This is a genomic window from Pseudomonas azadiae, from assembly GCF_019145355.1.
GTDB lineage: Bacteria > Pseudomonadota > Gammaproteobacteria > Pseudomonadales > Pseudomonadaceae > Aquipseudomonas > Aquipseudomonas azadiae.
Window position 1 is genome coordinate 2,118,260 of sequence record NZ_JAHSTY010000001.1, and the last position, 18,635, is coordinate 2,136,894.

16 protein-coding genes are annotated in these 18,635 nt (G+C 60.4%); 5 read left to right on the forward strand and 11 right to left on the reverse strand.

Features of this window, described 5'->3' with window-relative positions:
* Positions 1-15 precede the first annotated feature (15 nt).
* Both nadD and KVG91_RS09620 read right to left on the reverse strand, forming a co-directional pair.
* Positions 16-660, reverse strand: a complete 645-nt coding sequence (gene nadD, locus KVG91_RS09615) for a nicotinate-nucleotide adenylyltransferase (protein ID WP_169376737.1) — start codon at positions 658-660, stop codon at positions 16-18.
* Positions 660-1,925 carry a glutamate-5-semialdehyde dehydrogenase gene (locus tag KVG91_RS09620; RefSeq protein WP_169376736.1) on the reverse strand — a complete coding sequence of 422 codons (1,266 nt, stop codon included), beginning with the start codon at positions 1,923-1,925 and terminating at the stop codon, positions 660-662. Before KVG91_RS09620 ends, nadD begins: the two co-directional genes overlap by 1 nt.
* 175 nt (positions 1,926-2,100) lie before the next feature.
* Between KVG91_RS09620 and KVG91_RS09625 the strand changes: the two genes are divergently transcribed.
* Both KVG91_RS09625 and KVG91_RS09630 read left to right on the forward strand, forming a co-directional pair.
* Positions 2,101-2,784, forward strand: coding sequence for a DNA-3-methyladenine glycosylase (locus KVG91_RS09625; protein ID WP_169376806.1), 684 nt, complete (start codon positions 2,101-2,103; stop codon positions 2,782-2,784).
* Between the two features lie 91 nt (positions 2,785-2,875).
* Positions 2,876-4,192 (forward strand): bifunctional DedA family/phosphatase PAP2 family protein, encoded by a 1,317-nt coding sequence (locus tag KVG91_RS09630; RefSeq protein WP_169376735.1) that lies wholly within the window; start codon positions 2,876-2,878, stop codon positions 4,190-4,192.
* A 143-nt stretch (positions 4,193-4,335) separates the two neighbouring features.
* Here the strand turns inward: KVG91_RS09630 and KVG91_RS09635 are convergent, their stop codons facing one another.
* Genes KVG91_RS09635 through KVG91_RS09645 form a run of 3 tightly spaced genes read right to left on the reverse strand, consistent with a single transcriptional unit; the run spans position 4,336 to position 6,014 of the window.
* Positions 4,336-4,926: an LON peptidase substrate-binding domain-containing protein gene (locus KVG91_RS09635; RefSeq protein WP_169376734.1), complete on the reverse strand. Its 591-nt coding sequence runs from the start codon at positions 4,924-4,926 to the stop codon at positions 4,336-4,338.
* Between the two features lie 21 nt (positions 4,927-4,947).
* Positions 4,948-5,664, reverse strand: coding sequence for an LrgB family protein (locus KVG91_RS09640; RefSeq protein ID WP_169376733.1), 717 nt, complete (start codon positions 5,662-5,664; stop codon positions 4,948-4,950).
* Positions 5,661-6,014, reverse strand: coding sequence for a CidA/LrgA family protein (locus tag KVG91_RS09645; protein ID WP_076952658.1), 354 nt, complete (start codon positions 6,012-6,014; stop codon positions 5,661-5,663). The genes KVG91_RS09640 and KVG91_RS09645 overlap by 4 nt, the downstream gene beginning before the upstream one ends.
* A gap of 158 nt (positions 6,015-6,172) precedes the next feature.
* Between KVG91_RS09645 and KVG91_RS09650 the strand changes: the two genes are divergently transcribed.
* From KVG91_RS09650 to KVG91_RS09660, 3 genes are all read left to right on the forward strand, one after another.
* Positions 6,173-6,628: a MaoC family dehydratase gene (locus KVG91_RS09650; RefSeq protein WP_169376732.1), complete on the forward strand. Its 456-nt coding sequence runs from the start codon at positions 6,173-6,175 to the stop codon at positions 6,626-6,628.
* Between the two features lie 105 nt (positions 6,629-6,733).
* Positions 6,734-8,452: a C13 family peptidase gene (locus tag KVG91_RS09655; RefSeq protein WP_169376731.1), complete on the forward strand. Its 1,719-nt coding sequence runs from the start codon at positions 6,734-6,736 to the stop codon at positions 8,450-8,452.
* 29 nt (positions 8,453-8,481) lie between these two features.
* Positions 8,482-9,123 (forward strand): oxidoreductase, encoded by a 642-nt coding sequence (locus tag KVG91_RS09660; RefSeq protein ID WP_169376730.1) that lies wholly within the window; start codon positions 8,482-8,484, stop codon positions 9,121-9,123.
* A gap of 122 nt (positions 9,124-9,245) precedes the next feature.
* On the opposite strand, the gene KVG91_RS09665 is transcribed toward KVG91_RS09660, so the two are convergent.
* The 6 genes from KVG91_RS09665 to KVG91_RS09690 form a co-directional block, all read right to left on the reverse strand.
* Complete coding sequence (locus KVG91_RS09665) at positions 9,246-9,530, reverse strand: YceK/YidQ family lipoprotein (RefSeq protein WP_169376729.1); 285 nt, start codon at positions 9,528-9,530, stop codon at positions 9,246-9,248.
* Complete coding sequence (gene ubiX, locus KVG91_RS09670) at positions 9,523-10,152, reverse strand: flavin prenyltransferase UbiX (RefSeq protein WP_076952653.1); 630 nt, start codon at positions 10,150-10,152, stop codon at positions 9,523-9,525. The genes KVG91_RS09665 and ubiX overlap by 8 nt, the downstream gene beginning before the upstream one ends.
* Entirely contained in the window at positions 10,149-11,498 is a 1,350-nt protein-coding gene (gene mpl, locus KVG91_RS09675) for a UDP-N-acetylmuramate:L-alanyl-gamma-D-glutamyl-meso-diaminopimelate ligase (RefSeq protein WP_169376728.1), read from the reverse strand. Before mpl ends, ubiX begins: the two co-directional genes overlap by 4 nt.
* 114 nt (positions 11,499-11,612) lie before the next feature.
* Positions 11,613-12,536: a hypothetical protein gene (locus KVG91_RS09680; protein WP_318840842.1), complete on the reverse strand. Its 924-nt coding sequence runs from the start codon at positions 12,534-12,536 to the stop codon at positions 11,613-11,615.
* A 264-nt stretch (positions 12,537-12,800) separates the two neighbouring features.
* Positions 12,801-16,124 (reverse strand): hypothetical protein, encoded by a 3,324-nt coding sequence (locus tag KVG91_RS09685; RefSeq protein WP_178115146.1) that lies wholly within the window; start codon positions 16,122-16,124, stop codon positions 12,801-12,803.
* 399 nt (positions 16,125-16,523) lie between these two features.
* Positions 16,524-18,401 carry a sigma-54-dependent Fis family transcriptional regulator gene (locus tag KVG91_RS09690; RefSeq protein ID WP_169376727.1) on the reverse strand — a complete coding sequence of 626 codons (1,878 nt, stop codon included), beginning with the start codon at positions 18,399-18,401 and terminating at the stop codon, positions 16,524-16,526.
* Between the last annotated feature and the right edge of the window lie 234 nt (positions 18,402-18,635).

Consider the following 18,635-nt stretch of genomic DNA (forward strand, 5'->3'; position numbering starts at 1 on the left):
TTCAAGCGCGCCTTTTCAGTTCGACGCACGGTAAAGCCCGTGCGCATCGATGTAGGCCAGGACCGCGTCAGGCACCAGGAAACGTACCGACTTCCCGCTGGCCAGCAGTTGACGGATCTGGGTGGCAGACACCGCAAGCGGGGTCTGCCAGACGAATGCAATATTCCCGTTCGGCCCGGTCAGGGCCAAGGGGTCACTTACCGACCGCGCGGCCAGCAGGTTGCGCAAGGCATCCGGCGGTTCGCTGTCGGCATCCGGGCGTTGCAAAACCAGGATGTGGCAATGCTGGAGGAGTTCCTCCCAGCGATGCCAAGAGGGCAGGCCGCAAAATGCGTCCCAGCCCAAAAGCAGAAACAACTGGTCGTCGGCGGCCAACTCGGCGCGCATCAGTTCCAGGGTGTCGACAGTGTAGGACGGTTTATCGCGCTTGAGCTCGCGATCGTCCACCACCAGCGGTGCAATGCCTTCAACCGCCAGGCGCACCATTTCCAGGCGTTGTTGCGGTGCCACCTGCGGCGTGTCGCGATGCGGCGGCCGGAAATTGGGGATCAGGCGCAGCTCGTCCATCGCCAGCGCGTCCGCCACTTCCAGGGCACTGCGCAAATGGCCGATGTGCACGGGGTCAAAGGTGCCGCCGAGCAGCCCGATGCGTTTAGCCATCAAGTGCGCACATGACCGTCGCCGAACACCACGTACTTCTCGCTGGTCAGGCCTTCCAGCCCAACCGGGCCACGGGCGTGAAGCTTGTCGGTGGAGATACCGATCTCCGCCCCCAGGCCGTACTCGAAGCCGTCGGCAAAGCGCGTCGAGGCGTTGATCATCACCGAAGCGGAATCCACTTCGTTGAGGAAGCGCCGCGCATCGCTGAAATGCTCGGAAACAATGGCGTCGGTGTGCTTGGAGCCGTAGGTATTGATGTGCTCAATGGCCTCGTCCAGGTCGTCGACCATCTTGATCGACAGGATCGGTGCCGTGTACTCGGTGTACCAGTCCAGTTCGGTCGCCTCGATCACGTCCGCGCCCAGCAGCGCACGGGTGCGCTGACATCCGCGCAGCTCCACGCCCTTGTCGCGGTAGATGGCGGCCAGCGGCGGCAGCACGCGCTCGGCGATGCCGGCGTGCACCAGCAGGGTTTCCATGGTGTTGCACGGGGCGTAGCGATGCGTCTTGGCGTTGTCGGCAATACGGATCGCCTTGTCGAGGTCGGCGGCGACGTCGATGAACACGTGGCACACGCCGTCCAGGTGCTTGATCACTGGCACCTTGGCATCGCGGCTGACGCGCTCGATCAGGCCCTTGCCGCCGCGCGGCACGATCACGTCGACAAATTCTGGCATCGTGATCAGCGCGCCGACGGCAGCGCGGTCGGTGGTTTCCACCACTTGCACCACTTCAGCGGGCAGCTCGGCCACGGCCAGGCCTTGCTGGATACATGCCGCAATGGCTCGATTGGAATGGATGGCCTCGGAACCGCCACGCAGGATGGCGGCGTTGCCGGACTTGAGGCACAGGCTCGCGGCGTCGATGGTCACGTTCGGACGCGACTCATAAATGATGCCGATCACGCCCAGGGGCACGCGCATCTTGCCGACCTGGATGCCGGACGGCAGGTAACGCATATCGCGGATTTCACCGATGGGGTCAGGCAGCTTGGCCACCTGACGCAGGCCTTCGATCATGTCGTCGATACGTGCCGGGGTCAGCGCCAGGCGGTCCAGCAGGGCCGGCTCCAGGCCATTGGCGCGGCCGTTGGCCAGGTCCAGCTCATTGGCGGCGGCGAGCCCTGTGCGCGAAGCATCCAGCGCATCGGCGGCGGCCAGCAGTGCACGGTTCTTCTGCGCGGTGCTCGCACGGGCGATCAATCGCGAGGCCTGACGGGCAGCGCGACCCAGGCGGGTCATGTAGTCAAGAACGGACTCAGTCATGGGTCGGAAAGTCTTGGCAAAGAGGAAAGCGGCAGATTATAGCCGTGACGCCGCCTGACTGACAGCGGTGAGGGGCGGATGGTCGAAATGAACTGTAAAAACCTTGTGTTCAGCGGTAATTAAGGCGGGAGTTGTTATGATTCCGTCACATTTAGCCTTATTTACCCTTACCGCCATGCCCAGCTTATCGCCGCAACTCCCCGCCAGCGCCCTGCCCGACAGCTTCTTCGACCGCGACGCGCAGATGCTTGCGCAGCAATTGCTCGGGAAAATAATCCGCCATCGCGTCGGTGACATCTGGCTTTCGGCGCGGATTATTGAAACCGAAGCGTATTACGCGGCCGAAAAGGGCAGCCACTCTTCATTGGGTTACACAGAAAAGCGTAAGGCTTTGTTTCTGGACGGCGGTCACATCTACATGTACTACGCCCGCGGCGGCGATTCCCTGAATTTCAGCGCACACGGGCCCGGCAATGCCGTGCTGATCAAATCGGCGTATCCGTGGGTCGACGCGTTGTCCGGCCCGGCCAGCCTGGCGCAAATGCTGTTGAACAACCCGAATCCCGACGGCAGCCCGCGCCCGTCCCACAAGCTGTGCGCCGGCCAGACCCTGCTGTGCAAAGCCCTGGGGCTCAAGGTGCCGATGTGGGATGCCAAGCGCTTCGACCAGGAACTGCTCTACGTCGAAGATGTGGGCCAGACGCCGAACCAGATCATCCAGACCACGCGCCTGGGTATTCCGATCGGTCGCGATGAACACCTGATGTACCGCTTCGTCGATGCTGGCTATGCGCCTTATTGCACACGGAACCCGTTGCGCAGGGGCCAGGTCGAAGGCCGCGACTATTTTTTGATTTGAATTGAATTCACGTTGAACCCTGCGGCAAGCCAGCTCCCACAGTTGATCCCCAGTGTTTCCAAGTATGTTATGCATTGACGGAGTGGATTGTATGGGCCAATGGCTCGATAGCATTACCGGCTGGTTAACCCTGAACCCCGAATGGCTGGCAGTGGCGGTATTTGTCGTCGCCTGCGTGGAATGCCTGGCCATCGCCGGCCTGATCGTGCCGGGCACGGTATTGTTGTTCGCCATTGCGGCGCTCGCCGGCAGCGGCGCGCTGTCACTGAGTGAAACCTTGCTGCTGGGCTTCCTCGGCGGGTTGTTGGGTGATGGGGTTTCCTACTTCCTGGGGCGACATTTCCACCAGAACATCAGGCGCCTGCCCGGCCTGCGCCAGCACCCGGAATGGATGAATGGCGCCGAAACCTACTTCCACAAGTACGGCATCGCCAGCCTGCTGGTGGGACGTTTCATCGGCCCGCTGCGCCCTATGCTGCCGATGGTGGCCGGGATGTGCGACATGCCCTTCCCGCGCTTCGCGATCGTGAGTGTCGTGGCGGCGGCGGGCTGGTCAGTGGCGTATCTGTTACCGGGCTGGGCGACCGGCGCCGCCTTCCGCCTGCCATTGCCCGAAGGGTTCTGGCCCGAGGCGGCGGTGGTCGCGGGGTGCCTCGCGGTGGTGATCGGGCTGAGCCTGAACAGCAGCCTGCGCGGCCATCGTCGCGCCACCTTGTGGATTGGTTGCGCCAGCCTGGTGCTGTTGATTGCGCTGTTTATCGGCTACCACTCGCTGGATAACTTCGACCACGGCCTGAGCGCCCTGGTGCAGGAACACCGCAGCCCCTGGCTGGACGAAGTGATGGTGCGCATCACCCAGTTGGGCGAATTCAAGAAGATGTTCGTGGCCAGCGCCCTCTTTACCGGCCTGCTGCTGCTGGCGCGGCAATGGCGGCATGCGCTGTTTGTCGGCGTAACGCTGGCCGGGGCTGCGGTGATCAACACCGGGACCAAGCTGTTTTTCGCGCGTGGCCGCCCGGAAATCCTGACAGACCCCTTGACCAGTTTCAGCATGCCCAGCGGCCACGCGTCCGGCGCGTTCGCGTTTTTCCTGGCCCTGGCGGTACTGGCCGGGCGCGGCCAACCCACGCGGCTGCGCCTGACCTGGATGCTGCTGGGTTGTATTCCCGCGGCATTCATCGCGCTGTCGCGGGTTTACCTCGGCGCCCATTGGCCCACCGACATTCTCGCCGGCACGCTGCTGGCCATGACGGTGTGTGCGTTCAGCCTGGGCATCAGCGAATACCGAAGCCCGCTGCCGGCCATGTCGCAAAAAGTTTGGTGGCTGCTGCTCCCGGCGCTGGTGGCGGTGCTGAGCTTTATCGCACTGGTCGGCACATCGCACGCGCTGCTGCGCTACGCCTATTAAATTGTAGTGAGCGGGCTTGCCCCGCGCTGGGGGGCGAAGCCGCCCCAATAAAGGCACCGCCGAACTCCAGGTAGAACCAGGTCGCCTCGGTTGGGGCGGCTGCGCCACCCAGCGCGGGGCAAGCCCGCTCACTACAAGTCCCATCAGGTAAACAGCTCGCCCTGCAGCTCATCAAGCAGCATCTGGATCGCATCCAGGCGCTGCTGCGGGTCGTCGAGCTGCAGCAGGTCGATCTTGTCGGCCTCGGAGAAGGGCAACAGATATGCCAGCTGATGCCCCAAGGCGTGTTGCCCTTGGGCATGGGCGTCCATGTCCAGCGACGCCACCATGGGGTGTTCGGCCAAGGCCTGGAGCAGCGCCAGCAGGTCAGCGTCCTCTTCTTCCAATGGCCGGTCCGGCGCCTCTTCGAGCCATTGCACCTCGGCCACCAGCAATTGGTCCTTCTGCACGCCCGCATCGCGCACACGAAACCGGCGACCGCCTTCGACGCGAATCCCCAGCAGGCCGTTGTCCTGTTGCTTGAAGTCGCGAATCAGCGCTTCGCAGCCAACCAGCGCATAGCCGTCCGGCGCCTGGCCCACTTCCGTGCCGTCGAGGATGCACACCACGCCGAAGCTTTCGCCCTTTTTCATGCAGCGGCTGATCATGTCCAGGTAGCGCGCCTCGAACAGTTGCAGGTCGAGGGTGCAGCCAGGGAACAGCACGGTATTGAGCGGGAACAGCGCCAGACTCATAAAGGTTTCCTTAAACCCGGTTTAAACGATCACCGACACGGCCAGCGGCAGGAACACCGCCGTGGCCACGCCCATCAGACTCATCGCCAACGCCGCAAAGGCGCCGCACTCTTCGCTTTCCTGCAGGGCGACCGAGGTGCCGACGGCGTGGGCCGTCATGCCCAGGGCCATGCCGCGCGCCTCAACGCTGTTCACATCCAAGCGTGAAAGCAGCGCCGGGCCGACCATCGCGCCCACCACCCCGGTGATCAGCACAAACACCGCCGCCAATGCCGCGACGCCGCCGATCTGCTCGGCCACCAGCATGGCGATCGGCGACGTGACCGACTTGGGCGCCATGGTCATCAACATCCTGTGCTCGGCGCCGAACCACCACCCCAGCAGCACACACAGGCCGGTAGCCAGCACCCCGCCTACCACCAGCGTAGTAAAAATCGGCCAGAACAATTGCCGAATACGCCGCAGGTTCAGATAAAGCGGCACGGCCAGCGCCACTGTCGCCGGGCCCAGCAGGACGCCCATGATCTCGGTGCTCTTGCGGTATTCGGCATAGCTCAGGCCACAGGTCACCAGCACGCCGATCACCAACAGCATGGAGACCAGCACCGGTTGCAGGAAGATCCAGCGGGTCTTCTCAAACCCTGCCAGCACCAGTTGATAGGCGCCGAGGGTAATGCCGATGCCGAACAACGGATGATGAATCACCGCCGTCCACGCACCCTGCCAGTCGAAGATCATTGATCCCCCTCCTTGCGCTTGACCAAGTGCTGCATCAGCACGCCGACAAAGCCCATGGCGATCACCAGCGACAGGACCAGTGCACCGACGATGGCCCAGAAGTCTGCGGCAATGTCCTTGGCGTACACCATCACCCCGACCGCCGGCGGCACCAGCAGCAACGGCAGGTAACGCAACAGGCTGCTGGCCGCCAGGCTCAACGGTTCGCCGACTTCGCCCTTCCAGACCAGAAAGCCCAGCATCAATAACAGGCCGATGATCGGCCCCGGCAACACCGGCAACAGCAAATGATTGATCGCCGTACCGATCAGTTGAAACAGCACCAGCCAGGTCAGGCCACGTAACAGCATCCGTCGTTCCCCTTCAAGACTCGCACGCATTATAAGCACGCCCGACCTATGCGTCGGCATTCGCCAAAAGCATGGTGGGTTGACCGGACCCAATGGCCATGATGATCTACATGGGTTCTCTGTCACCCACAACAACTGATGAACCAAGGAGAGACGCAATGCCTTCTGTACCCGTAGCGCAGCTCAAAGATTACGTCGGCAAGGAACTGGGACGTTCCGAATGGCTCACCATCGACCAGGCACGCATCAACCTGTTCGCCGAAGCCACGGGCGATCATCAGTTCATCCACGTCGACCCGGTCAAGGCCGCGCAAACGCCGTTCGGCAGCACCATCGCCCACGGTTTCCTTTCGCTGTCGCTGATGCCCAAGCTGATGGAAGACATCCTGATCATGCCCGAAGGCCTGAAGATGGCGGTCAACTACGGCCTGGACAGCGTGCGCTTCATCCAGCCGGTAAAGGTTGACTCCAAGGTGCGCCTGAACGTGACCCTCACCGACGTGACCGAGAAAAAACCTGGCCAATGGCTATTCAAGGCCACCGCCACCCTGGAGATCGAAGGCCAGGAAAAGCCCGCTTACATCGCCGAGTCGTTGTCCCTCTGCTTCGTGTAGGGCCGTGCCTGTGGTGAGGCGATAAACCTTGCCACAGCGTATGTAAATTTATGTATGAAACTCGCAGCTGCGGCATACTCGGCGCTCAATTATCCGGATCCCGCTATGCGCCCACTCGCTCCCCTTGCCCTTGCCCTGTTGCTCACCGCTTGCGGAGACGGCGAATCACTGTTGCCGCCCGACGCGCGTCTGCCTGATGGCGGGCGCTACCGGGGCGACGTGGTCGATGGCTTGCTGCAAGGCCAGGGTCGCGTGGACTATCCCAATGGCAGTTGGTATGCCGGGCAGTTCGACAAGGGCCAATGGCACGGCCAGGGCGAGTGGCATGGCAGCAACGGCGAAGTCTACAAGGGCCAGTTCAAGCAGGGCCTGTTTGATGGCCAGGGCAGCCTGACCACCGCGGGCAGCGAGTATGTGGGCGGGTTCAAGAACGGACGACGCAACGGCGAAGGCACCCTCAAAGAGGGGAAGATGACGTATCGCGGCGAGTTCAAGGATGACCAGTACTCCGGCCTCGGTCGCCTGGAGTTGGCCGACGGCAGCCAGTACCAGGGCCAGTTCGCCCACGGCAAGCCCAATGGCGAAGGCCAGCGCAACGATGACAGCGGCAATCAGTTCAGCGGCCATTTCGTCGATGGCCAACTGGAAGGTAACGGCACGTTCAACAGCGCCGATGGCGACATCTATGTCGGCCAGTTCAAACAGAACCAGCTCAACGGCAAAGGTCGCTATGAGAACGCCGATGGCGACGTCTGGATCGGCCAGTTCAAGGAAGGCGCGCTCAGCGGCAAGGGCGAGTTGATTGGCGTCGACGGCAGCCACTATGTCGGTGAGTTCAGCGATTGGCGCTTCAGCGGCGAAGGCCGCTTGAACCTCACCGACGGCAGCTTCTATATCGGCGGCTTCGACGGCGACAGCTACCAGGGCAAAGGCACCCTGGTGCTTACCGACGGCACCGTACAGGCCGGCACTTGGGTCAACGGCATGCGCGTGCGAGACGCTGACGGCAGCTTGTTGCCCGACCCGCTGGAAATCGGCGTGCTGGCCCAGGGCCGCCTGCTGGATGCGGCCCTGATCGCCGTGCCCGCCTCCACGCCTGCGGTGGAGCTGTACACCCTGGCCGTGGCCGGCGACGGCAAACAAAGCGTGTTCCTGCGCGAGGCCGATTACGTCAGCAACCTGCTCGCTACCCGTTTCGGCGCACGCGGGCAGGTTCGCCTGGTCAACCACCGCGACCACATCACCGACCGCCCGCTGGCCACGCGCGAAAGCCTGCGTCGCGCCGTGCAAACCCTGGCCGAACGCACCGGCCCGGAAGACTTGGTGTTTATCTACATGACCAGCCACGGCACCCACGAGCACGAATTGGTGCTGGACCAACCGCGCATGGAACTGGCCGACCTGCCGGCCGATGAGCTGGCCGCCGTGCTGGCGCCGCTGAAGAACCGCGACAAGATCGTGGTGATTTCGGCCTGCTACTCCGGTGGTTTCATCCCGGCCTTGAAAGATGAGCGCACCCTGATCATGACCGCCTCCCGGGCCGACCGCGTGTCCTTCGGCTGCTCGGAGGAAGCCGATTTCACCTACTTCGGCGACGCCCTCTTCGCCCAGGCCTTCAACCAGACCGACGACTTGCAGCAAGCCTTCAAGCTGGCGCAACTGCATGTGGCCGAACGCGAACAGGCGGACAACTTCGAAGCCTCTGAACCGCAGATCTGGGCCCCAAAGGGCGTCATCGCCCATTGGCAATTATTACGCAAGCAGCAGGCACGTAAGGCGCTCGAAAGCGTCTCAATGAATAGCAAGGAAGCCAAAGGCAACTAAGCTGTAACCTGTAACAAGGGGGAAACACCATGTACCTGACGCCTCAGCATATCCTGCTTGCCGGAGCTTCCGGCCTTACCGGCGAACACCTGCTCGATCGCCTGCTCAACGAACCCACCGTCACCCGCGTGCTGGCACCGAGTCGCAAACCGCTGGCCGAACACCCGCATCTGGAAAACCCGGTCGGAGACCCTGCGGTGATTCTGCCGCAACTGACCGGCCGGGTGGACATCGCCTTCTGCTGCCTGGGCACCACCATTAAACAAGCGGGCTCCGAAGCCGCCTTTCGCGCCGTCGACCTGGACCTGGTCGTGGCCTTCGCCAAGCGTGCGCGGGACATGGGTGCGCGGCACCTGATCGTGATCAGCGCAATCGGTGCCGATCCGAAATCCTCGATCTTCTACAACCGCGTCAAAGGGGAAATGGAAGAGGTGCTCAAGGCCCAGGATTGGCCACAACTGACCATCGTGCGGCCTTCGCTGTTACTGGGGGAACGGCTGGAACCGCGCCTGGCCGAGCAACTGGCCGGGCCACTGTCACGGCTGATTCCAGGCAAGTACCACGGCATTGAAGTGTGCGAACTGGCCCGGGCCATGTGGCGGCTGGCGCTGGAGGAACAGGATGGGGTGCGGGTGGTGGAATCGGATGAACTGCGCAAGCTGGGCAAATGATTTTGAGGTGGCTATGCTGGCCTCATCGCGGGCAAGCCCGGCTCCCACATTTGATCGGGTTCACACAGCTCAAATGTGGGAGCTGGCTTGCCTGCGATGAAGCCGGCACAGGCAATACACGTCTATAGACCGCCGGTGGCGTTGAAGCCAACCCCAATCACCGTCAGCACCGACAAGGGCAACAGCAGCGTGTCGAGCAACGCACTCGCCGGCAGATCAAGGCCCGGATAGCTCGGCGCCTCGGCACCAAACCTGTCCTTGGCGCAGCAACCGCCATTCATTGCATACAGATCCAGGCGCGTGCCGGCATACACCACCGGCGCATTCGGCTGTGCCGCGTCCAGCGTGCGCACGGTGGCGCACCCCGTCAGATGCAACGCCAATACCGCCGACAGGACCTTATTCATCATTGCTCAAATGGTGTTCGCCCCAGCGCGGCAGCATATCCTGGGGGATGTTCAGCAGGTTGAGAATGCGCGCCACCACAAAGTCCACCAGGTCATCGATGGTTTGCGGCTGGTGATAAAACCCTGGCGAGGCCGGCAGGATCGTTACGCCCATGTTCGACAACTTGAGCATGTGCTCCAAGTGAATGCTCGAGTACGGCGCTTCACGCGGCACCAGGATCAACTGGCGGCGCTCCTTCAAGGTTACGTCCGCCGCGCGTTCGATCAAGTTGTTGCAGGCACCGGTGGCAATCGCCGACAAGGTCCCGGTGGAACACGGCACCACCACCATCGCGGCCGGCGCACCGGAGCCGGAGGCCACGGGCGACATCCAGTCTTCCTTCCCGTAAACCTTGATCTGCCCCGCCGCCGCACCGGTGTATTCGGTCAGGAAGGCCTGCATCATCTGCACCTTGGGCGGCAGCGCCACGTCGGTCTCGGTCGCCATCACCAACTGCGCAGCCTTGGAAATCAGGAAGTGCACCTCACGGTCTTCGCGCACCAGGCAATCGAGCAGGCGCAGACCATAGGGCGCGCCGGATGCACCGGTCATCGCCAGGGTGACGCGTTCCGGGCCGCTCATTTAAGCGCCTCGGCCAATTTGCCGTGCAGGCCGCCGAAGCCGCCGTTGCTCATGACCACCACGTGCGTGCCAGGCGTGGCCAAGCGCTTGACGTGTTCGATGATGCCTTCGATGGAATCACACACGGTGGACGGCACCGTGCACAGCGCTGCAATCGCCGGCAGGTCCCAGCCGAGATTGGCCGGCGCGTACCACACCACCTGGTCGGCATCGTCGACGCTTTGCGGCAAGCCATCGCGATGGGCGCCCAACTTCATGGAGTTGGAACGCGGCTCGACAATCGCAATGATCGGCGCATCGCCGACACGCTTGCGCAAGCCATCCAGGGTAGTCGCGATCGCCGTCGGGTGGTGGGCAAAGTCGTCGTAGATGGTAATCCCGTTCACGTCGGCGACTTTTTCCATGCGCCGCTTCACGCTCTTGAAGGCGCTGAGCGCGGCAATGCCCATGGACGGCACCACGCCCACATGCCGTGCGGCAGCCAACGTGACCAACGCATTGGCAACGTTGTGCTGGCCGGTCATGTCCCACTCGACAATGCCTTGGGCCTGGCCTTCGAACAGCACTTCAAAGCGGGAACCGTCTTCACTGAGCAGGTTGACCTGCCACTGCCCGCTCACGCCGGTGGTTTGCACCGGGGTCCAGCAGCCCATCTCGATCACGCGCTGCAACGCGGGCTCGGTGGTCGGGTGGATCACCAGGCCCTCACTTGGAATGGTGCGCACCAAGTGGTGGAACTGACGCTCAATGGCCGGCAGATCGGGGAAGATGTCCGCGTGATCGAACTCAAGGTTGTTCAGGATGGCCGTGCGGGGTCGGTAGTGGACAAACTTGGAACGCTTGTCGAAAAAGGCACTGTCATATTCATCCGCCTCGATCACGAAGAACGGCGTACCGCCCAGGCGCGCCGACACCGAGAAGTTCTGCGGCACACCGCCGATCAGGAAACCCGGGCTCATCCCCGCATGCTCCAGCACCCAGGCCAGCATGCTGCTGGTGGTGGTCTTGCCGTGGGTGCCGGCAACCGCCAGCACCCAGCGGCCTTGCAGCACGTGGTCCGCCAGCCATTGCGGGCCGGACACATAAGGCAAGCCTTTATTGAGCACGTATTCGACGGCTGGGTTGCCGCGCGACATGGCGTTGCCGATCACGACCAAGTCCGGGACCGGGTTGAACTGCGAGGGATCGTAGCCTTGGGTCAGCTCAATGCCCTGTGCCTCGAGTTGCGTGCTCATGGGCGGGTAGACGTTGGCATCGGAGCCCGTCACGTGATGGCCCAGTTCTTTGGCAAGCACTGCCATCGACCCCATGAACGTGCCGCAAATACCGAGAATATGAATGTGCATAGTCGACCTCGTAAAACATCGAGGCAGGTTAGCGCAGGGAGGGGCAAATCGCACCCTTTATGCGTCAGCGTGCCGAGCGAAGTGCGCCGGTGCCTATCGCTCGGCAGCGCTTGCTCAGGCGAGGATTGCAGCCTGTTCTTCGCGTTCACTGTGCTTGATCGCTGCCAGAATTCGCAGCTTGTCGTAGGACTCCGTCATGCGTTCCAACTTCTTCTTCAACAGATCAAGGCGCCCCTTTGCGTCTTCAGGGATTTTTTCGCCAGGTTTGTAGGGTTTGAACACAATGTCGTTCTGCCGCGCGGCTTTCTTCAAGTGATGCTCCGCAGTGCCAAGCAACTTTTCCAGGTTATTCAAACGTCCGGCGTCATCTTTTGGCCAACTTTCATTTTTGGTGAACACACTGCTGGTATCGCCGAGCATAAACATCACCGCGGACGCCATGCCCAGTACCGTGCTCTCCACTTCGTCCAAACGCGTGCCGAGCGAGTCCGGAGCCGTTGCCGCTTCAGCGGACGTGGATTTGGACTGAGCGGCAGCACCCGGCAAAAACGGCGGCGGCAACACCCCCGGCGCATAGTTCGCCTTGATTGACTCGCCCGCGGCCACGGAGCCGGCATAGGCGCCCACATTGATCGGCGCACTGACCAGCCCGGTAATGCCGGCACTGATAAAGGCGTCACGGGCCACGCGGCTGGCATTGGGCCCCGTAGAGATTACGCCGGACTTGACCAGGCTTTCGGCATCGATCAGTCGCTTGGTGGCCTCGGCCACACTGATCGGCGCCTGCTTTCGCAGGTTGGCCATGATCAACTCGTCATTCGCCTTGACCTTGTTGGCGTGGATGACCGTCTGCCCGACATCTTTGAGCTTGCTGCCTGGCGGCGTCAGCGCTGAGCCTGGCTTGAATGAAGGGCCGGGCTTGGGCTTGGGCGCGGAAGGGAGGCTCGCGGCAGGTTTGTTTCCAAACCCGAAAGACAGGCTTTTGCCCTTGCCAAACAGGCCTCGTTTGCTGCGCACCAACGGTGGGGCGGCAGGCACCTCTTGGGGCCCGGCGTGTTCAGAGGTGTCTTGGATATGTGGGGATTGTTGAGGAATGAAAGCCCTTGTGGCGGTTGGAGTAATCATCGTGTTCACCCAGATGGTTGTTATTGTTTGGAAACACCGTAAGCAGTTGCCCCCATTGAGTGAGCAACTGCTTACGAGCGGTTCCGTCGGAACAACCCACGTCGATGTGTACGATACGAGCGTTACGGCGCTAAACAACGCACCGTTCACCCAGGTTTGGTGAATAACCGGGGCCACTCAAGACTGAGCGTTCTTAACCAGCCTGGTAGTATCGCGCGACTGTTCGACGGCCTTGCGGTTCTGCTCTTCAACTTGCGATGAAGGCGTTGGGGCAGTACCGGGCCTGGCTTGAATATCCTGGTGCTCTTGTTGGGACTCTTTGAAAGAACTCCCATCTTTTATAGATACAGCCGTGCCTTGGCGAAGGTCGCGCAAGTCCTGCACGTTAGTCGGTGTGAAACCTTTCAACGCAGTGCCGTACGGCGACATGGTCTTGGGGTCCAGGGCGTACCACTTGCCGTTTTGTTGCGTGGCCAGTACGGATACCGGCGCACCATCTCCGCCTAATCGCCGATAAGTACCATCGGCGATGGTCTGCTTGTAGCCCCCCTGAGGAATATTCCAACTGCCGCTGCGCCCGCTGAGATTACGCGCCTTGTCAAACAAGGAAAACTTGACCGACGGCAACGATTTGACAACGGTTTTGCCTAGTTTGAACACACCTTTACCCGCGTCATAAATGCTTCCGAAAGGGTTGGCGGCCTTGAGGCCTGCCTTGGCAAAACCTTTGATAAAACCCAACGCTGACCCGAGTCCCTTGGCCCCGATTTTAGCGCCTGCATAGCCGCCCTTGAAGCCGGGAACGATCAAACCGAGAAAGTCCAACAGCCCGTAGACAACCGCATCATGCTTGTTACCCTCAACAATGCTTTTAATGAAATTATGAAAGGGAACAAGGCCTAACAGGAAGTTAGTGAGAAACTTGCGCTGAGCTTCAACTTTCTCGCGCTCAGTGACGCCACGCGCGCTCTTTCTGAACTCATTTACAGCATTGCTATACATGGAAGTGACCCCCTTGGCTAACTCCTCCGATCTCGCCGATAGCTCCTTTGTGCCAAGAGCGGAATGCGACTCGGGCAAAGCCTCGAGTGATTTTGCTGTCTGGTGATTCTCCTTGAGTTCGTAAAACTTATCGCCAACAGTCAAGCCGTAACGGGTTCGACGATAACCTCCACCGTCCTTACGCCTGCGGACACTGACGTTTATGTTCCACCCTTCAGGAGCACCAGGAAAGGGCTCGCCCGCCTTGATGATTTTGCCCAGCGTAGGCGAGAACACATACTTGACCACTTTCCCCTCATGATGAGTCTCGAAGAGAACTGCGCCGACGCCAAAGAGTTTGAAGACAGGATGCTCATCACTGCCTTCGGGGAAAGGGGAGAAACTGGAAGCGTTCAAGTGGTGGACAACGACACTACCGCGCTCAAACCTCTCCCGCTCCTCCGCTGGCAATTGCGACAATTGATACTGGAAGTTCACGCCTGCCGCCTTGCTCAAATTGTCGGTATATTGATCAAAGGCCTCGTCAAACTTTTTTTGTGCGCTCTCCAACTTAGAGAAGCCACTTGCAAAAGCGCCTATGTAGGCCTCATGACTGTTAGAGTCCCAATGATACGACCTCAGTTCACCCGACATATAAATATCAAGCAAAGAGTATCGGCTATCGTCGCGGGATGGCTGACCAGAACGCCGGAAAACCTTTTTTTCAAAGAGGTGAGCTTTTTCTTCACCATATACCCGCTTTAATTCAGCCAGCGCTACATCCTTGCGCGTCGGCATCGTAGCGGCGAGTGATTCGACGGTGCTGATCAAGCGCTCGGCCTGCGCTTGCATGGCAGCGAATACGCGCTCTATGGTCTCAGGGCTGTAATTGCCGTCCTTGCTTTCCTCAATGACGCCATTGGCAATACCCCAGTCGATGACCGATGTCATGGCAGCCAGTTGCACCTGGTGGTGTCCTGCTTCTGTAACAGGCTCAAGAGCGTCATGCTGCATGATCTCGGCGTAGGTTTTACCAGCCGTTGAACCCGGTGTGTCCTGCTCACGACGCGACACCGCCGCACTAAAGGCGGCCCATTGCTGTGAACCATAAACCAGATTGGGAGGCACATCCTTGGCCAGGAACTCCGGAGCAGACATTGCCAGCAGTTGATAGGCTCCGGCTTTAGCCATGTCCCGACCCACTCGGCCTTCCATATGATCCTGGAACCGTTCGACGATATCCGCTGGCGTCCTGCCAACGTTGTCTCGCTGACGCAGGTTATACCCGGCCAAATTATTGCGTTCCTGGCCTCCAGCCGGATCTGCCTCCAGCCCCAATGCGGCGAGCAACGCTTCCTGACCGCTGGAGGGGGTGGGCAACGCGCCAATTGCTTCCTGCAACTGCTTGCCTAATGCCCGGGCTTGAGGCGTATTGATCAAAGCGTTTAAAAACGCCTGAGGATCCGTCTCGGCCAACGCTCTCTGTGATTCTGAGAGCGCACGCGCCAGATAATTGAAAAGCGATTGAGTACGCCCCGATGAATCAACTCGAACCTGTGTTTGCTGGACTTTCCAGGCGCTGACGGTTTCGTTTATTTTCTTCTGTTCCTCCTCGCCCAATGGCACCGCCTTGCTCAACAATCCTCCATAGTTGGCTTGTGCCGGTGCACTCAAAGGCGGCGTGAACAATGTGAGTTCCAGATTGGCAAGCGCCTGCGATGTGGTTGGAACTTGCAAGCCATAGGCAGCCAGCAATTGCTTGAGGTTCATCGTAACGGGCTGCGTTTGCGCTGCGCTCCAAAGTACGGAGTGCGGCGCGATCTCCACGGTGATGGATTCCAGATCCGGCTTAACGCCAGGCGTTTCAATCTGTTTTTTTAAAGCACCAAGCAAGTTATGTCGTGTGTCGGCTTCGCCCGTTTTGCGCAAAATATCGGCAGGCACGTGATGGTCAGGCAATGCCCCTGGACCTGGGCCATAGAGAAATTGTTGAACGACGTTCGAATCGACCGTGTTCGCCCCGGACGCGTCAGATTTAAAAACATCATGACGGCTCAAGATGCCATAAGGCGTCATTTTTTTACCGATGGTCATCACATTGTCAAACAACTCTTTGCCGCCTGGAATACTGTCTAATTCAGCGGAGTCCCTGGTTATTTTTACGCGCCCGCCGTCCAACCAGATCTCACCTTTGTTGGGGTCAATATGAGAGAACGAACCACGCCCACCAAAAATCTCCTCCAGACGCTTGAACGCCGTAGAATTGATCACCTGCTTCAGTGCTTCAAGCCAGCGCCCCAATGTGGACTCTGCTGGAACGGGTATACGCGCGCCTGGTGCATGTCGCGCAATGGAATCTTGCTTCAATCGAGCATCGGCAGCCGCTCGGGTAGCCTCGGAGTCATCTGCCGCGCTGCTCCCACTTATTATGGGCGGGGCAGAGTTCGCGTTAATATCTTCCTGAGGGAAGTTACTTTTCGCCGAGCCAAAGCGCGCCGAACCTGGATTAAGCACAGTCATATTTTATCTCTATCATGGTTTCGATGAACAGCTCGTAAACGCAACTGAATGCACAGCGCGAATGATGGGCAACTTTTTATAAACCGATCAGGCCCAACGCCCATTCAATGACAATAAGCGCTACACCTGACAACCAATCATTCGAACACTCAAACTGGCGAGCTATTTAAAATCCCTTGTAAGATGAGCGCAAACCAGCTGACCAACAAACTAACCAGACAGTGCTCGATATTGAAGAGAGACGCCCCGACTCTCGACTTATTATGTGGCTATCGCCAACCAAGCAGTTCCTCGACAAACAAGGCATTCAGCCATTTTATCGATTGAATATAACTAACACCCCTATAGAGCACGCCTATAACTGATAACTAGTCCGTTAAGCCATGCTTGCATGGCCACTTAATTATTAGAGGGCATAACTCCATGCTTGCGCAACTTGCGGTACAGCGTATTGCGGCTGACCCCCAGTTGCTCAGCGGTCCGGGTCATGTGCCAGCGCTGCTCTTCCAGAGCGTTCAGCAATGTTTTACGCTCAGCCTCGTCCAGAGGCGAGGTACTCACGGGGATGACGGGTGTACGCACATTCGCAGGTAAATCGCTGACTGCAATGCGCCCCTCTTCAGTCAACGCGACCAATGTGCGCAACACCATGCGTAATTGCCGCACATTGCCCGGCCACGCATACGCGAGCAGTGCCTCCCGCGCTGCAGCCTCCATTGTGACGGCCTGCCCTGCGGCCTCTTGAGCCAGTAAAAACTCCAGCAATTGCGTTTTATCAGTGCGTTCGCGCAGCGCAGGCAGTTGCACCTCCAACCCGTTGAGCCGGTAGTACAAATCCTCGCGGAAGCTGCCAGCCTGAACGCGCTCCAGCAAGTGGCGGTGAGTCGCGCTGATGATCCTGACGTCCACCGCCTGCGGCGCGCCGCCGATGGGCACCACCAGGCGATCTTCCAGCACCCTTAGCAGACGGGTCTGCAAGGCAAAGGGCATGTCGCCGATTTCATCCAGAAACAAGGTACCGCCATCCGCCTGCTGTAACTTGCCGCGCATGCCTTCTTTGAGCGCGCCGGTAAAACTGCCGCCGCGATAACCAAACAGCTCGCTTTCAATCAGGTTCTCCGGGATGGCAGCGCAGTTGAGGGCCACGAAGGCATTGTCGGCACGCGAACTGGCTTGATGCACGGCCTTGGCGAAGGCCTCCTTGCCACAGCCGGTTTCGCCATTGATCAGCAGCGGCACATCACGCTCGAACACTTTCAGCGCCCGGCGAAAATCAACCTGCAGTGCGGGATCGCCCAGGCAGATGCCAGGCAGGTGCGGCGCGTCAACCTTGGCCCGAGGCATGGGCACGCTGCGCGGCTGCCCGCGCAAGGCAGCGAATAGCGGCCGGCCGTCACGGGTGCGCAACGGCCAACTGGCGGTGGCCTGGGCACTGGCACGGTCGAGCAACTGGTCGAGGGAGCTGTCGAAAAACGCCTCCACCGACTGCCCGACCAGACTGCTGCGCACCTGTCCCAGCAGGTTCAGCGCACTCTGGTTGACCGCGCACACGCGCCCTTCGCCGTCAAACGCCAGCAGTCCCTCACTGAACAGGCCCACCGATTCTGCCTGCAGGTGAAAACGCAGCAGCCAATGGTTTTCGAAGTGACGCAGGAAGTAGCAACTTTCGATCATCTTCGCCGACAGGTTCACCAGCGCCATGGTATGGAACTGGCTCTGGCGCGACACCGCTTCGCGCGCCGAGGACACATCCAGCACCGCCAGCAGGTCGCCATGGGGGTCGAACACCGGGCTTGCCGAACAGGTCAACCCGGTGTGGCGGCCGCGAAAGTGCTCATCGCGATGAATAGTCAGGGACTGGCGCTCCACCAGGCAGGTGCCGATGCCATTGGTGCCTTCGCAGGCTTCGCTCCAATCGGCGCCCAGCCACAGCCCGGCGCGCTCGAAGATCTTGCGCTCGGACGGCGCGGTGACGCAGTTGAGGATCACCCCGCGCGCATCGGTCAACAGCACGGCATGCCCCGCACCCGAGAGCTGTTGATGCAGGCTGTTCATCTCACTGCCGGCGATGTGCAGCACCTGTTGCAAGCGTTCGCGGCTTTCCAGCAAGCGGCCATGTTCAAGCACAGTGGGCGCAAGGGTTTGCGCAGGGTCGAGGTGGTAGTCCTCCAGGCAACGCAGCCAGGAGCGGGCGATGGAGGGGTCGCTTGACGGGTCGCGGCCATGCGCCACGGTGAGCACCTGCTGGGCATGCCGGCTGAAATGATCGTTGTGCATTTCTTATTATTCTCCCTGCGTGAGAGCGCCCAGCATCCCTCAGGCATCCGGGCAATGCAATCCCGGGCCGACCCACCGGTCACTGGCTGTACCGGTCATGGCACAAACTGTCACTGTGCTTGTACCGCCTGGGTGACAGTTATGCTTTGCCACAACTCCAAACCCCTGATTTTGCTGGCCCGCCCGGCAGTGGCCCAACCTTTGCTCTACGCTTTATCAAGCGCTTTGCGCTGC

What these genes read in the sequence shown, in the direction of transcription:
- KVG91_RS09690 (WP_169376727.1), bottom strand. Translation starts at nt 18,401, where the DNA reads ATGCACAACGATCATTTCAGCCGGCATGCCCAGCAGGTGCTCACCGTG.
- KVG91_RS09660 (WP_169376730.1), top strand. Translation starts at nt 8,482, where the DNA reads ATGTACCTGACGCCTCAGCATATCCTGCTTGCCGGAGCTTCCGGCCTT.
- KVG91_RS09620 (WP_169376736.1), bottom strand. Translation starts at nt 1,925, where the DNA reads ATGACTGAGTCCGTTCTTGACTACATGACCCGCCTGGGTCGCGCTGCC.
- KVG91_RS09650 (WP_169376732.1), top strand. Translation starts at nt 6,173, where the DNA reads ATGCCTTCTGTACCCGTAGCGCAGCTCAAAGATTACGTCGGCAAGGAA.
- nadD (WP_169376737.1), bottom strand. Translation starts at nt 660, where the DNA reads ATGGCTAAACGCATCGGGCTGCTCGGCGGCACCTTTGACCCCGTGCAC.
- ubiX (WP_076952653.1), bottom strand. Translation starts at nt 10,152, where the DNA reads ATGAGCGGCCCGGAACGCGTCACCCTGGCGATGACCGGTGCATCCGGC.
- KVG91_RS09645 (WP_076952658.1), bottom strand. Translation starts at nt 6,014, where the DNA reads ATGCTGTTACGTGGCCTGACCTGGCTGGTGCTGTTTCAACTGATCGGT.
- KVG91_RS09665 (WP_169376729.1), bottom strand. Translation starts at nt 9,530, where the DNA reads ATGAATAAGGTCCTGTCGGCGGTATTGGCGTTGCATCTGACGGGGTGC.
- KVG91_RS09655 (WP_169376731.1), top strand. Translation starts at nt 6,734, where the DNA reads ATGCGCCCACTCGCTCCCCTTGCCCTTGCCCTGTTGCTCACCGCTTGC.
- KVG91_RS09635 (WP_169376734.1), bottom strand. Translation starts at nt 4,926, where the DNA reads ATGAGTCTGGCGCTGTTCCCGCTCAATACCGTGCTGTTCCCTGGCTGC.
- mpl (WP_169376728.1), bottom strand. Translation starts at nt 11,498, where the DNA reads ATGCACATTCATATTCTCGGTATTTGCGGCACGTTCATGGGGTCGATG.
- KVG91_RS09640 (WP_169376733.1), bottom strand. Translation starts at nt 5,664, where the DNA reads ATGATCTTCGACTGGCAGGGTGCGTGGACGGCGGTGATTCATCATCCG.
- KVG91_RS09625 (WP_169376806.1), top strand. Translation starts at nt 2,101, where the DNA reads ATGCCCAGCTTATCGCCGCAACTCCCCGCCAGCGCCCTGCCCGACAGC.
- KVG91_RS09685 (WP_178115146.1), bottom strand. Translation starts at nt 16,124, where the DNA reads ATGACTGTGCTTAATCCAGGTTCGGCGCGCTTTGGCTCGGCGAAAAGT.
- KVG91_RS09630 (WP_169376735.1), top strand. Translation starts at nt 2,876, where the DNA reads ATGGGCCAATGGCTCGATAGCATTACCGGCTGGTTAACCCTGAACCCC.